The 12,816-nt window shown below is 56.6% G+C and carries 17 protein-coding genes and 2 pseudogenes; 14 read left to right on the forward strand and 5 right to left on the reverse strand.

Annotation, left to right across the window (positions count from 1 at the left end; all coding sequences use genetic code 11):
* The 4 genes from PHD22_RS13965 to PHD22_RS13980 form a co-directional block, all read left to right on the forward strand.
* On the forward strand, positions 1-217 hold a 217-nt coding region (locus PHD22_RS13965), incomplete at its 5' end, for a hypothetical protein (RefSeq protein ID WP_299868056.1).
* Between the two features lie 42 nt (positions 218-259).
* Entirely contained in the window at positions 260-463 is a 204-nt protein-coding gene (locus PHD22_RS13970) for a transposase (RefSeq protein WP_299868059.1), read from the forward strand.
* A 76-nt stretch (positions 464-539) separates the two neighbouring features.
* Positions 540-932: a transposase gene (locus tag PHD22_RS13975; protein ID WP_299868062.1), complete on the forward strand. Its 393-nt coding sequence runs from the start codon at positions 540-542 to the stop codon at positions 930-932.
* A 118-nt stretch (positions 933-1,050) separates the two neighbouring features.
* Positions 1,051-1,359: a transposase gene (locus PHD22_RS13980; protein WP_299868065.1), complete on the forward strand. Its 309-nt coding sequence runs from the start codon at positions 1,051-1,053 to the stop codon at positions 1,357-1,359.
* Here PHD22_RS13980 and PHD22_RS13985 read toward each other — a convergent pair.
* Positions 1,286-1,591 (reverse strand): tyrosine-type recombinase/integrase, encoded by a 306-nt coding sequence (locus tag PHD22_RS13985; protein ID WP_299868068.1) that lies wholly within the window; start codon positions 1,589-1,591, stop codon positions 1,286-1,288. The genes PHD22_RS13980 and PHD22_RS13985 overlap by 74 nt on opposite strands.
* Positions 1,592-1,700: 109 nt before the next feature.
* Here PHD22_RS13985 and PHD22_RS13990 point away from each other — a divergent pair, with 109 nt between their 5' ends.
* Complete coding sequence (locus PHD22_RS13990; protein WP_299868071.1) at positions 1,701-2,252, forward strand: NUDIX hydrolase; 552 nt, start codon at positions 1,701-1,703, stop codon at positions 2,250-2,252.
* On the opposite strand, the gene PHD22_RS13995 is transcribed toward PHD22_RS13990, so the two are convergent.
* Positions 2,243-2,887, reverse strand: a complete 645-nt coding sequence (locus PHD22_RS13995) for a hypothetical protein (RefSeq protein WP_299868074.1) — start codon at positions 2,885-2,887, stop codon at positions 2,243-2,245. The genes PHD22_RS13990 and PHD22_RS13995 overlap by 10 nt on opposite strands.
* Before the next feature lie 224 nt (positions 2,888-3,111).
* Here PHD22_RS13995 and PHD22_RS14000 point away from each other — a divergent pair.
* From PHD22_RS14000 to PHD22_RS14035, 8 genes and pseudogenes are all read left to right on the forward strand, one after another.
* Positions 3,112-3,845: pseudogene (locus PHD22_RS14000) on the forward strand (IS5 family transposase); the annotation flags it as partial.
* Between the two features lie 220 nt (positions 3,846-4,065).
* Positions 4,066-5,487 (forward strand): cytochrome-c oxidase, cbb3-type subunit I, encoded by a 1,422-nt coding sequence (gene ccoN / locus PHD22_RS14005; protein ID WP_299868077.1) that lies wholly within the window; start codon positions 4,066-4,068, stop codon positions 5,485-5,487.
* 17 nt (positions 5,488-5,504) lie between these two features.
* The gene (gene ccoO / locus PHD22_RS14010) at positions 5,505-6,170 is read left to right on the forward strand and encodes a cytochrome-c oxidase, cbb3-type subunit II (RefSeq protein ID WP_299868080.1); all 666 of its coding nucleotides are present in this window, start codon (positions 5,505-5,507) and stop codon (positions 6,168-6,170) included.
* A 30-nt stretch (positions 6,171-6,200) separates the two neighbouring features.
* Positions 6,201-6,392 carry a cbb3-type cytochrome c oxidase subunit 3 gene (locus tag PHD22_RS14015; protein ID WP_299868083.1) on the forward strand — a complete coding sequence of 64 codons (192 nt, stop codon included), beginning with the start codon at positions 6,201-6,203 and terminating at the stop codon, positions 6,390-6,392.
* A complete protein-coding gene (ccoP, locus tag PHD22_RS14020; RefSeq protein ID WP_299868086.1) occupies positions 6,385-7,305 on the forward strand; it encodes a cytochrome-c oxidase, cbb3-type subunit III in 921 nt (306 codons plus the stop codon). Before PHD22_RS14015 ends, ccoP begins: the two co-directional genes overlap by 8 nt.
* Before the next feature lie 165 nt (positions 7,306-7,470).
* The gene (gene ccoG / locus PHD22_RS14025; RefSeq protein ID WP_299868101.1) at positions 7,471-8,847 is read left to right on the forward strand and encodes a cytochrome c oxidase accessory protein CcoG; all 1,377 of its coding nucleotides are present in this window, start codon (positions 7,471-7,473) and stop codon (positions 8,845-8,847) included.
* A 14-nt stretch (positions 8,848-8,861) separates the two neighbouring features.
* Entirely contained in the window at positions 8,862-9,392 is a 531-nt protein-coding gene (locus PHD22_RS14030) for a FixH family protein (RefSeq protein ID WP_299868088.1), read from the forward strand.
* A 188-nt stretch (positions 9,393-9,580) separates the two neighbouring features.
* Entirely contained in the window at positions 9,581-9,823 is a 243-nt protein-coding gene (locus PHD22_RS14035; RefSeq protein ID WP_299868090.1) for a hypothetical protein, read from the forward strand.
* Positions 9,824-10,135: 312 nt separating this feature from the next.
* Here the strand turns inward: PHD22_RS14035 and PHD22_RS14040 are convergent, their stop codons facing one another.
* A complete protein-coding gene (locus PHD22_RS14040) occupies positions 10,136-10,579 on the reverse strand; it encodes a universal stress protein (protein WP_299868092.1) in 444 nt (147 codons plus the stop codon).
* A gap of 108 nt (positions 10,580-10,687) precedes the next feature.
* On the reverse strand, positions 10,688-11,215 hold the full coding sequence (locus PHD22_RS14045; RefSeq protein WP_299868094.1) for a DNA-deoxyinosine glycosylase: 528 nt from the start codon (positions 11,213-11,215) through the stop codon (positions 10,688-10,690).
* Between the two features lie 118 nt (positions 11,216-11,333).
* Here PHD22_RS14045 and PHD22_RS14050 point away from each other — a divergent pair, with 118 nt between their 5' ends.
* Positions 11,334-12,524, forward strand: coding sequence for an HD domain-containing phosphohydrolase (locus PHD22_RS14050; protein WP_299868098.1), 1,191 nt, complete (start codon positions 11,334-11,336; stop codon positions 12,522-12,524).
* Here PHD22_RS14050 and PHD22_RS14055 read toward each other — a convergent pair.
* Positions 12,521-12,816: pseudogene (locus PHD22_RS14055) on the reverse strand (ubiquinone biosynthesis protein UbiB); the annotation flags it as partial. The gene PHD22_RS14050 and the pseudogene PHD22_RS14055 overlap by 4 nt on opposite strands.

A 12,816-nucleotide genomic window follows, 5' to 3' on the forward strand; every position in this document is an offset into this window, starting at 1 on the left:
CCCCCAGCGCTCAACAGCGACTGGGGGTTGTTTCGTCTACGTTCAAAAAATATCCCTCGCGCCTCTTGTCTCCCACCTGTCCACAAGCACAAACCACGTCAGAACAAAAACCTCTGCTCAGATGTTCATCGCGCAGGACGGGGATCTCACCTGGCGCCAGGCCAAGATCGACCAACTCACGTCATTCCGCCAAGAGCTTGTCTGGAAACGTAGGTGAGTCTATATCCAAGACAAGTCCCTTTGTCGATGGAGGCTCGCCATGGGCACCTCGTATCCTACCGACCTGACCGACGCGCAATGGGAAGCGGTTGCACCTGTTTTTGCGAAGGCAGCGGGCTCGGGAGGTCGGCCTCCAAAACTGCCGATGCGCCGTGTCGTAGAGGCGGTGCTCTATGTTGTCGGCACGGGCTGCCAATGGCGCGCCTTGCCGCATGACTTCCCCGACTACCGCAGTGTCTTCTAACATTTCGCTAAATGACGCGACAACGGCACCTGGCAGACGGCACTCGACGCCATGAACCCAGTGCCGCGGGAAAAAAATGGGCCGCCAGGCCTCCCACAGCGTCTTGTTGTGCGATGCCTTCAGCGTGAAAAGCGCGTGTGGCGGTGAGCAAATCGGTTTCGACGGCGGCAAGAAGGTGCATGGACGAAAGCGCCAACTGGTCACCGATACCTTGGGACTACTCTGGGCGGCCGACGTCCACAGCGCACAGGAACACGATTCCCGTGGTCCTTTGGACGTTGTGAAGGAAGCCGTCTGCAAGCTGTGCCGGGTATTCAAACTGTACGTCGACTCGGCCTACCGAGGCGACGTCTCCGCTTGGCTGGAAGCCCGTCACATCGAAGTCGTCATCCCCGCCCGGCTTACCCCGGGTTTTACGCCTCAGGCTCAGCGTTGGGTCGTTGAGCGCTCAATCGCCTGGCTCACATGACTACGCCGTCTCGGCAAGGATTTTGAGAGAACCGTGGAAAGCTCCATTGCCATGCTGCTCGTGGGCGGGATGAGGGTGGCGCTCCGCAAGCTCTGATGGTTTCAAGACAGTCTCTTACATGAACGTCACCAAACCCCGCCGTACCCGTTGCACCCACTCCGAGGAGTTCAAGCAGTCCCTGATCGAAGCCTGTGGCGAGCCCGGCGCCTCGGTCGTGGGTGTTACGCTGACCAACGGGATCAACGCCAACCCGCTGCGGCGCTGGATGCGCGAGCGCGGCATCGAGCCGCCCGAGCTGTCCTGCCTGCCGTTACGTTTGACGGCATCCGAGCCGGCCGCCCTCGCTCGAGAGCTCAAAGCCGAAGCGGCGACGATAAGCGAGGTAGGCCTCCACCCGGGCTGCCCAGGTCGGGAGGGCGCCGCCTGAGGCTCCATGACCAAGCTAAGGCGACCGTCTGCAGGCGTTCCAGGTCAACACGGGCATACACCTTGGCTGTGTTCACATCCCGGTGGCGGAGCAAATCGGCAATCTCCTTGATCGACACGCCGCTCTTCTGCAGCGGGGTGGCCATCGAGTGCCGAAGCACGTGGGTGTTGTAGAACTGCTCGACGGGTATCGCGCCCACCGGTGAACGAGGACGATCCGGGAGCCAAAACATCTGGTGAGGGCTCCAGCAGTTCGGGGAGGCGAGAGATGTGAGTGATGGGATGCATCAAGCCATGGTGTTGAATTAGAATTCACAAGCCTAATTTGATCGCTTGGACACCATGAACTTCTGTTCCCACTGTGGCGCGGCTGTCACACTGAAACTTCCTGCAGGTGACAATCTGCCGCGACACGTTTGCAATCAATGCGGCATGATTCACTATCAGAATCCAAAGGTTGTCGTTGGGGCGATCACTGAATGGGAGGATAAAATCCTGATGTGTCGTCGTGCTATTGAACCGCGCTACGGTTACTGGACCTTACCCGCAGGGTTCATGGAGAACAACGAAACATGCGGCGAAGCTGCAGTGCGAGAAACCCTGGAGGAGGCTGGTGCTCAAATAGCCTTGGGTCCTCTTTTTGCCTTCGTAGATCTTCCCCATATCAGTCAGATCCACATCATTTACCGTGCGAGGCTTCTCAATCTAGATTTCAAGCCTGGAGAGGAGTCCCTGGAGGCAAGATTGATCAGCGAGTCGGAGATCCCTTGGCAGGATATTGCTTTTCGATCTATCGATTACACACTCAAATGTTTTTTTGAAGATCGGCGTCGTGGTCTTTTTGAGCTTCATACGACTATCATGTCAATTTCCGTGCCAGAAACCTACTGCTGATCCGGCCCAGAGACGCGAGAGGTAAATACCACAGGGAACTGCATACTAAAATTGTCCTCTGCGGTGAGCCCATCTGGTATCGGCGTTGCCTTCAAAGCGTAGCCCATTAGCCGAAGGGCCTTTTGATCCAGGTCGTCAATCCCACTGGATCTTCCGACCTTGAGAGCAGGATAACTCCCCCGGATAAGATGAATCTCTATCACCACTACGCCATCCTGCATCGCGAACTCGTCCTTTACCGTGCTCAGCGCAGCTAGGGCCAGAGCAAGCCGATAGGTTGCCACCTCTGCCGAAGCAGTGCCGCGGGGGGCATCCCGATCCTCCTGCCTCTCTATCGATAAAGAGGTCTCGTGAATAGTGGGTAGGCTGCTGTCTCCGCTTCCCGCCTCTTCATTGCGTGAGGATGAGCTGACCATTGCCACTTTCTCATTCGGTGACCTCCTGGGTTTAGGTGGTGGAGGTTTGAGTGTGACTTCTTCTGTCGCTGCAGGCTTGGGTTCAGCTTGAGCCAGCAGGGCTGCCTCCTTTTCATGAGATGAAAGCTTTACTCTCAATGCCTGCACTGGGATGGCCGCCAGATGTGGGGTATCCTCCGGCCAGAAAACAACCAGATGCAAAGCAAGGGATAGCACCATAAGGGATGCTGGATCAGAAAGTCGCACGGCAGGTAAAAACCCACTTAACATACAGAGGGGATGTCTTCTACTGTAGCGGTCAGTTTGTTTGTTGTCCCGGCTTTTCAATAGCAGAGCATCCCGAAAAACCTCGACTCGTCCCCCTTGGTAAAATCACCTCGTTTTCCATCCGTCCCGAGCCTACCCCGATGAAACCGCCTGGCGCCATCAAGACCAACCAGTGCTTCTGCGGGTTGGCGAACGTGATGAACATTCCCGATCGCACCACGGTGTAGACCTTCGAGAAGTGTATCGGCGAAGCCGGTGCGAAAGCGCTGTTCGACGGTGTCTCGGCGCAGCTGCTCAAAAAAGGCTTCATCGCCCGCGGCGGTCAGATCATCGACGCGACCCTGGTGCCTGCACCCAAGCAGCACAACAGCCGGGGAGAGAAGGCCTTGATCGAGCAAGGCACGATGCCGGCCGGCTGGAAGCCCGCCAAGCTGCGCCAGAAGGAGCTCGAAGCTACTTGGACCAAGAAGGACGAAAAGGGCCAGTTCGGCTACACGGTCTCCATCAACGTCGACAAAAATTACAAAGTTATCCGCAAGATCGAGACTGGCACGGCGAGCACCCACGACAGCCAGCACTTCGACAACGTGTTCGACATGGCCAATACGAGCCTGGACGTCTGTGCTGACCGAGGCTATCCGTCGGCGGGGCGGGAAGCCTGGTTGAAGGAAAACGGTTTCCGGAATCAGATCCAGAGGAAGGGCCACCGGAACACGCCGCTGTCCGACTGCCAGCAGCGGCGCAACCAACGTATCGCCAGGACGCGCGCGCGGGTCGAGCATGTGTTCGAGGCTATCGAGCAGATGTGCGGTATTTTGCTGCGCACTATCGGCCAGGCACGGGTGACTTTGCGATGACGATGATGACAGCCTGCTACAACCTGAAGCGGTGTGTGGATCTCCGGCACTGACCAGCCTCCGGGAAAGGATCTTTGTGCAACACTAGAGCGGGCTTGCCCGTACTTGGAAAGCCGCGTGAAACAAAGAGTTCCGCCCATGCGGCGGCGCAGTGAAGTTGATCTGTGTCAAAATGTCGCCCTTGTCGCGGCGTATCCTTCCGCGGATGCCTGCCAGTGGGACGTCCATTGGCCGGATGGGGGGTTTTGTTTTCTTTTGATGAGGTGACTCACAATGCAATCGCAGACTTACAACTATAAAGTCGTGCGGCAGTTCGCCATCATGACGGTGGTATGGGGCATCGTGGGCATGCTGGTCGGTGTTATCGCCGCAGCACAGCTCGTGTGGCCCGAATTGAACGTTGCCGAATGGCTGCACTTCGGACGCCTGCGTCCGCTTCATACGAATGCGGTGATCTTTGCATTCGGTGGCTGTGCTCTCTTTGCCACGTCGTACTACTGTGTGCAGCGTACCTGTCACACTCCGCTGTTCGCCCCGGGTCTTGCTGCCTTCACTTTCTGGGGCTGGCAACTGGTGATCCTGCTGGCTGCCATTACCCTGCCGCTGGGGTATACGTCCGGCAAGGAATATGCTGAGCTCGAGTGGCCCATTGACATCCTGATCACTCTGGTATGGGTATCCTATGCGCTGGTGTTTTTCGGTACTGTCGCAACCCGGAAGACTACTCACATTTACGTGGCCAACTGGTTTTACGGTGCCTTCATCCTGACTGTTGCGCTGCTGCATCTGGTTAACAGTGCCGAAGTGCCTGTCAGCCTGACCAAATCCTACTCTGCCTATGCAGGTGTTCAGGATGCCATGATCCAGTGGTGGTACGGTCACAATGCCGTGGGTTTCTTCCTGACCGCGGGCTTCCTGGGCATGATGTACTACTTCGTGCCGAAACAGGCTGGCCGTCCGGTGTACTCCTATCGCCTGTCGGTGGTGCACTTCTGGGCCTTGATCTTTACCTACATGTGGGCAGGCCCCCACCACCTGCACTACACTGCGTTGCCTGACTGGACGCAGTCCATCGGTATGGTGTTTTCCCTCATCCTGCTGGCTCCGTCCTGGGGCGGTATGATCAACGGCATCATGACCCTGTCCGGTGCCTGGCATAAACTGCGCACCGACCCGATCCTGAAGTTCCTGATCACCTCCCTGTCCTTCTATGGCATGTCGACCTTTGAAGGTCCGATGATGTCCATCAAGACGGTCAATGCCCTGTCGCACTACACCGACTGGACTGTCGGACACGTGCATTCCGGTGCCTTGGGGTGGGTTGCCATGGTGTCTATTGGCGCCATGTATTACCTGATTCCGCGCATGTACGGCAAGACCGAGATGTATTCCACCAAACTGATTACGACCCACTTCTGGATCGCTACCATCGGTATCGTGCTGTACATCGCTTCCATGTGGATTTCCGGTGTTATGCAGGGCCTGATGTGGCGCGCCACCAACCCGGACGGCACCCTGACCTACTCCTTTGTTGAATCAGTGAAGGCCAGCTACCCGTTCTGGACCATTCGTGTAGTCGGCGGTCTGCTGTTCCTGCTGGGCATGGTCATCATGTTCTACAACATGGTGAAGACCATTGCCGGTCAGAAGGCCTATGACGCTCCGGTGCTGGCTCCTGCCGGTGCCCACGCCTGATCGGAGGAAAGATAATCATGGCGCAATCGAATCACGACTTTATTGAACGCAAGGTTGGCTGGTTGATCGTTTTCACGCTGATGACGGTCAGCGTTGGCGGTTTGGTGGAGATCGTTCCGCTGTTCTATCAAAAGTCCACCACGACTCCGGTGGAAGGTCTCAAGCCCTATGATCCCGTTCGTCTGGTGGGACGTGACATCTATATCCGCGAGGGGTGTTATAACTGCCACTCTCAGATGATTCGTCCCTTCCGGGCGGAGACCGAGCGTTACGGTCACTACTCGGTGGCAGGGGAGTATGTCTATGACCATCCCTTTCAGTGGGGCTCCAAGCGTACCGGTCCGGATCTGCACCGAGTGGGTGGGCGTTACTCGGACCAATGGCACCGGATTCACCTGATCAATCCCCGCGATGTGGTTCCGGAGTCCAACATGCCGGCTTTCCCGTGGCTTGACCGTCCGGCGAAGATCGATGATATCGAGGCCAAGATGACTGCTCTCCGCAAGGTGGGTGTGCCTTACTCCGATGAAGAGATCGCCGGTGCCCGCAAGGCGCTGGAAGGCAAGACCGAGCTGGATACTCTGGTGGCTTACCTTCAGGGGTTGGGTACGGCGCTTCAGGCGGGCAAGCAGGTTGCGGCTGCTCCGGCGGTGGCGCCTGCTGCAGCGTCGGAAAAACAATAATTTAGTCGGAGAGCGGAAAGGAGTAGCACCTTGGAAATCAATGACGCGCGCATTGTGGTAACGGTGTTGGGCTTCGTGTGTTTCATCGCGATCAGCCTCTGGGCATACAGCAAGCGAGCGAGCAAGGGGTTCGAGGAGGCTGCGCTCCTTCCGTTCGGCGAGGACGACTTGCCGTCTCCTGCAACGGGGCGGCAAACCAAGGAAGGAAATCAAAATGGCTGACTTTGTTAGCGGTTTCTGGAACGCCTATGTGATGGTACTGGTGTTCCTGAGTATCGGCTTCTGCGTGTTCGTGCTCGTCTCGAACATGACGAAGCGGACCTCCGGCCCGGTAGGTCTGCATGACCACATCTGGGACGAGACCCTTCAGGAGTACAACAACCCGCTGCCGCGGTGGTGGATGTACATGTTCTGGATCACGATCGTTTTTGCGATCACGTATCTGGCCATGTACCCCGGTTTCGGTAATAACCAGGGCAAACTGGGCTGGTCTGCTGCGGGGCAGTGGGAGGCGGAGCAGAAGGCCGCAGCTGAGAAGTACGGTCCCATTTTCGCCAAGTACGGAGCGATGGACCTCAATGCAGTGGCGGCGGACAAAGAAGCCAACGCGATGGGGCAACGCCTGTTTCTGACCTACTGCGCTCAGTGCCACGGTGCTGATGCCAAGGGGGCCAAAGGATTCCCGAATCTGACCGATGCGGATTGGTTGTACGGTGGTGAGCCTGAAACCATCAAAACCACCGTCCTGGGGGGGCGTCAGGGAATGATGCCCCCGTTTGGTCCGGCGCTGGGTGCTGAGGGAACGAAGGACGTGGCTAACTTCGTTCGTTCCCTGTCTGGCCTGGCCCACGATTCTCTGCGCGCGCAGCGTGGTAAAGAGTTGTTCGGCCAGAATTGTGCTGCCTGTCATGGCCCCGAAGGTAAGGGCATGGCCGCCGTCGGTGCCCCCAATCTTACCGACAAGACCTGGTTGTATGGTTCTTCTGAAGCCACGATCATCGAGACGGTGACCAATGGTCGTGTCAACCAGATGCCCGCCTTCAAAGAGTTCCTTGGCGAAGACAAGGTTCACCTGCTGGCCGGTTATGTGCTGAGTTTGTCCAAGAGCAGTACTCCTGCAGAAGGCAAGCAGTAAACTGCGAATCAGGAGTTGAGCAATGCTCCTGATCGCCGACTCCCCGGGCATTCCCCGGGGAGTTTTCGAAGTTGAATATTAGAATATTATGATTTTTCAATCATGACTCAGCCAGACATCCAAACCTCCGCCAAGCCTGTGCTCCAGGCCAAGACGGGCGGTGAAATGGAAGATACCCTCTACGCTGTTCGGCAGAAGGTATACCCCCGGGCAGTGACAGGTCGGTTTGCGACCTGGCGCTGGATACTTGTGTGGGCAACCCAGATCCTTTTTTATGGACTGTGCTGGCTACCCTGGAACAACCGGCAGGCGGTGCTCCTTGATCTGGTTGAGCGCAAATTTTATATCTTCGATTGGGTATTCTGGCCTCAGGATGTGTTTTTTCTGGCCATCCTGCTCATCATTAGCGCCTATGCGCTGTTCTTCTTTACGGCAGTAGCGGGGCGACTTTGGTGTGGCTACGCCTGTCCCCAAACGGTCTACACCGAGATTTTCATGTGGATTGAGGAGAAGATCGAGGGTAACCGTAGCCAGCGCATGAAGCTGGATCAAGCGCCCATGAGTGCTAGGAAGCTTGGCATTAAAGCAGCGAAATATGGTGCATGGGGAGCCCTGTCCCTGTGGACTGGTTTCACACTGGTCGGTTACTTCACACCCATGCATGAACTGGTTGAATCTGCAACAACGTTCAGTTTCGGCCCGTGGGAGCTCTTCTGGATCCTTTTTTACGGTGGATTCACTTACCTGTTTGCGGGTGTGATGCGCGAGCAGGTGTGCAAGTACATGTGTCCCTATGCCCGGTTTCAGGGCGTGATGTTTGACCCTGACACTTTGGTGATCACCTACGATCCCGAGCGTGGTGAGCCCCGTGGTCCGCGTAAGAAGGGAGTTGACCCCAAAACTGTATCAAGGGGCGACTGTGTGGATTGCGGTATTTGCGTACAAGTTTGTCCTACGGGCATCGATATCCGGGATGGACTGCAATATGAGTGTATCGGCTGCGCAGCTTGCATTGACGCCTGCGACCAGGTCATGGAAAAGATGAATTATCCGAAGGGATTGATTCGCTACACGACCGAGAACGCGATAAAGCGTCACTGGGGGCGCAAGGAAATTGTGGCTCATGTGATGCGCCCCCGTATTCTGATTTACGCTGGGGTGCTGGTGGCCATCTGTGCGGCATTTGTCTGGGGTCTTGCGACCCGCTCGACGCTGCGAGTGGATGTGATCAAGGATCGTTCTACCCTGAGTCGTGAGGTGGAGGGCGGGCTCATCGCCAACGTGTACAATCTGCATGTGATGAACATGGCCGAGAAGCCTCGTCGCTTCGCGCTCATTGCCAGCGGCCTTGATGGTGTGCAGATTTCTCCCTCCGAGCCTTTTGAGGTCGATTCTGCGGGTGCCCGTTCCGTGACGGTCGAAGTGGCCGCGCCTCCTGAGTCCGGAAAGCCGGGTTCCAACGTGGTGTACATTGAAGTCAAGGCCCTTGATGATGAGACGGTCTCTGTTCGTGAAAAAACGTCCTTCCTGATGCCACGATAGAGAGTCTGATTTATATGAACACGTCCGCCCACGCCAAGCACAACCCCAATCCCTGGTACAAGGAGCGCTGGACCTGGCTCCTGATGCTGATGCCTGCGACGGCGATCGTTGCCGGCGGGATTACCCTCTGGCTGGCCATCAAGTCGTTTGATGGTCTGGTGGCAGATGATTATTACAAGCAGGGGCTGGCCATCAATCAGACCTTGGCCAAAGCGAATGCAGCGGCTGAACTGGGCTTGACCGCGAAAGTCAAGTTCGCTGCCGAGGCACTGCAGGTTGAGCTCGCCAGTCAAGGAGGCTCTTCCCTTCCGGAGCGGTTGCTTGTGACCCTGGCCCATCCCACCCGTGGTGGTCTGGACCAGCAACTGGTGATGGAGCGAAGTGGACCTGTTTACCGTGCGGCAATTCCGATGGCACTCGGTACGGCCCACTGGAAAATTTTGCTAGAAGATGAGTCCCGCAGCTGGCGTTTGACGGGGACCGCGTTCCTTCCCACGGAGACGGAGATCAGGATTGATTCGTCCGATCTTAAGCCTGTTGATTGAAACGATGGAAACCATGGCCTGGAAAACGCTGTTCAGCACCGATATTCGCCGTTTAAGTCTGCTTGGATTGGTTTTGTCCTTGCAATGAGGGCTTCTCTCTGTGGCGATTCGCCAAGAACCACACGGCCGAAGAAGAGTTTCGTTCTTGCGGTCGTTGAATGTGTAAGCCCCTGTTTCAGGAGCCAACGATGTCAAAATTGATTCAGGTGCTATGGCCGTCGTTTCTGGTGGCTGGTTTTGCTGAGGTTGTGTTCTTCACGGTTTTTGCACCCCAGGAACTGTACCTTTTCGGGCAGTCGGTTCATTACTCGCCTATTGCCACTTATTCGATCGGCTTTTTTGGTTTCTGGCTGGCCTGTGCAGGTTCAAGCCTGGTCACGCTTTTTTTTCAGCGTACGGCTGAGCAAGTCAATGGGGCCGATGTCGATTGAGGGTGCTGCTTGCACGGAAGGCGCATTCTGGACTGGCCCCACGGCATATGTTGTTTACAGAGAATGAAGTGGAGCGCAGTTGCGTGAGGGTGACCGGGCGTACCCGTAACTGCGAAGCTCTCGTGATCAAGACGACGTATCGTGTAATGCAGCAGGAATAGCGCAGCATGAGACCGCAAGGCTCGGATTAGGAGCCTTATCATCAGCTGATATCGTCCGCCAAAGCAATTTCAGGTAGCGGAGCCGGCGAATTTTAAGGCTATGGCATGGTTTGGGGCAGGTTCTCTGGAATCGATCGGGTCAGCAATGCCCTCAGCGATAGACCAGCACTGGAATTTTGCTGTGGGTGAGCACTTTCTGGGTTTCACTGCCGAGCAAGAACCCGCTCAATCCTCGCCGACCATGAGATGCCATGAAGATCAGATCGCAGTCGTTCCGCTCCGCGGCATCGATAATCGCTTCGTAGGGGACTTCACTCACCGTGGTGTCGCCTCGAGCGGATACGCCTGCAGCGTCTGCACTGGTTTTTGCTCGAGCGAGGATCTGCTCAGCCTCAGCTGCAGCGGCTTTGCTGAACTGTTCCGGGGTTGTCGGATCGATCAGCGCGCCTTCCCCGTAGATGGGCATGGGGAAGTCAGGCTGGGCGTAGAAAAACACCAGCGTTGCACTCGCTTCCTGAGCGAAGGTGATCGCCCGGGCTACCGTGGAGGCCGACAGTTCCGAGCCGTCGGTAGGTACGAGAATATTCTTGAACATGGTCTGACTCCAGCACGTATCAAAGTAGCCTTATTATAGGCGCCTGTTGATCGCCGATGGGCTGATGAGCATCAACACGCCGTCGCCCTGGGGCTGCCATTCGTCACTTTACTGAGACCGATGAAGCGGGCTGGACGTACCTTTCAAAATGGATTGCCAGACCTTTAGGTGACTTTCCAGGGACCATGCCGCATTGGCAGGGCTGGTGGAGGGAAGGCGCTGTAATTGATAGTTGTTGTGGGCAAGTTTTGGCAGGACGAGTCTTTTGAAGACGGATTCAGCGGTAATTCCGTTGAAGAAAATTCTGTCAATCTGCAAGTGATCCGCGAAAAAACCTTCGAAATCGTTGGTCACGACTGAATCTCCATTGATGGAGCTATCGAGGCTACCTGCGCGTTCGCAGCAGCGCATCACATCCCACAGGGCGATGCCCGCCGAAGACAGCTTGTGCACTCGGTCGGAGTAGGGCTGTGTGGGATGCGCGCCGATCAGGGCGCCCATGATGGGCCAAAACCGGTTGCGGGGATGGGCGTAATACTGCTCTGCCCGGAGGGATGAGCCCCCCGGCATGCTCCCCAGGATGAGAGTGTGGGCATCCCCCCGCGAGATGGGTGGAAAGCTGAAGATTTTGGACATCGGAAGGATATGGGGGACCAGGGGACGGAAAGGGTATGATCTGAGAAGCTTTCGGAACAGGGACTATGCTGAAAGAGCATCTCAAGTGTACGGTGGTGAGTGTCGTCAAGCGCAGATCATGAAACAACGCTCTCATATTCTGGTGGTGGATGACCAGCCTGACAACCTTCTGGTCATGGAGGACGCGCTGGCCGTCGAGTATGACGTTCATCCAGCAACCAGCGGCGAGGAAGCCATGATGTATCTGGCTGCAGGTGGTCGGGCCGACCTGATTCTGCTCGACGTTGTCATGCCTGGACTGGATGGATTCGAGGTGTGCCGTCTGCTAAAGGCCTCGGACAGTACCTGTTACATACCGATTATGTTCCTGACCGGGCTGGATCGTCCCGAAGATGAGGAAATGGGTTTCAGTCTCGGGGCTGAAGACTTCATTCACAAGCCTATTTCCCCTCCTGTGGTGAGAGCGCGCGTGCGCACTCATCTTGCCCTGTCGCGCGCGACTCGAGCCCTCCAGAGGCGTAATGCCGATCTTGAGCTGCTGGTTGCCGAACGCACTGCGGAAATCAGCGAGCAGTCTCGACGGCTGGTGTCCAGCAAGCAGGAGGTGATTGCTGCGCAGGCTGCGACAATCACCGCATTTTGTGCTCTCGCTGAAGCCCGTGACAATGAGACAGGCAACCATATCCGTCGAACTCAGCACTATGTACGTCTGCTTGCCGAAACGCTCCGGCAGCATCCCCGTTTTAGAGAGCAGCTAAGCGAGGAGGTCATCCAGCTGCTCTTCAAGTCGGCACCGCTCCATGATGTGGGCAAGGTGGCGACGCCGGATGCCATCCTTCTCAAAAGGGGAAAGTTGACGGCTGAGGAGTGGGTCATCATGCGGCAGCACTGTGAATATGGGAGAAATGCGATTCTCCAGGCTGAACTGGCCCTGGGTACAGTAGAGACCGGGTCGTTTTTACGCTATGCCGCTGAGATTGCCTATAGTCATCACGAGCGCTGGGACGGCAGTGGTTATCCACAAGGACTGGCGGGTGATGACATTCCGCTTTCGGCACGTCTGATGGCCGTCGCGGATGTCTATGATGCGCTTATTTCCCGTCGAGTTTACAAACCGCCCTTCAGTCATGAGGATGCGGTAAGGATGATCTGCGAGGAGCGGGGGCTGCATTTTGATCCGGATATCGTGGAGGCAATGTTGCGGCAGGCCGGGGAATTTGCCCGTATCGCCAGGGATTTCCGGGATGAACCTGAGGACGACTTGCTGAGGCGTGCAGCACCGTCAGTGCCGGTTCCACCCAAGTCTTAAAATCTGCGCCCGCTGCGCAGAATGGATACGAGCAGCCAGAGTCCTCCGATCAGCGCACCAATGAAACCCACCGTACCAAAAGCTCCCAGATCTTTTGGCAGCATGGCTCCGTGAGCGCTCACCACGATAGCCGAGCCGATGGTCAGGGCTGCCAAGGCAATGGCCAGGGAAAGGCGGCTGGCGGCCTTGTCCAGCTGTTGACTGAATTGGCGTAGGACTGGCGCATCCACTTCGACCTGGAGTTTTCCCTGGCGTGTCGAACGCAAGAACTGATGCAGATCGCCGGGGAGAT

It is taken from the genome of Zoogloea sp. (assembly GCF_028693495.1).
Taxonomy (GTDB): domain Bacteria; phylum Pseudomonadota; class Gammaproteobacteria; order Burkholderiales; family Rhodocyclaceae; genus Zoogloea.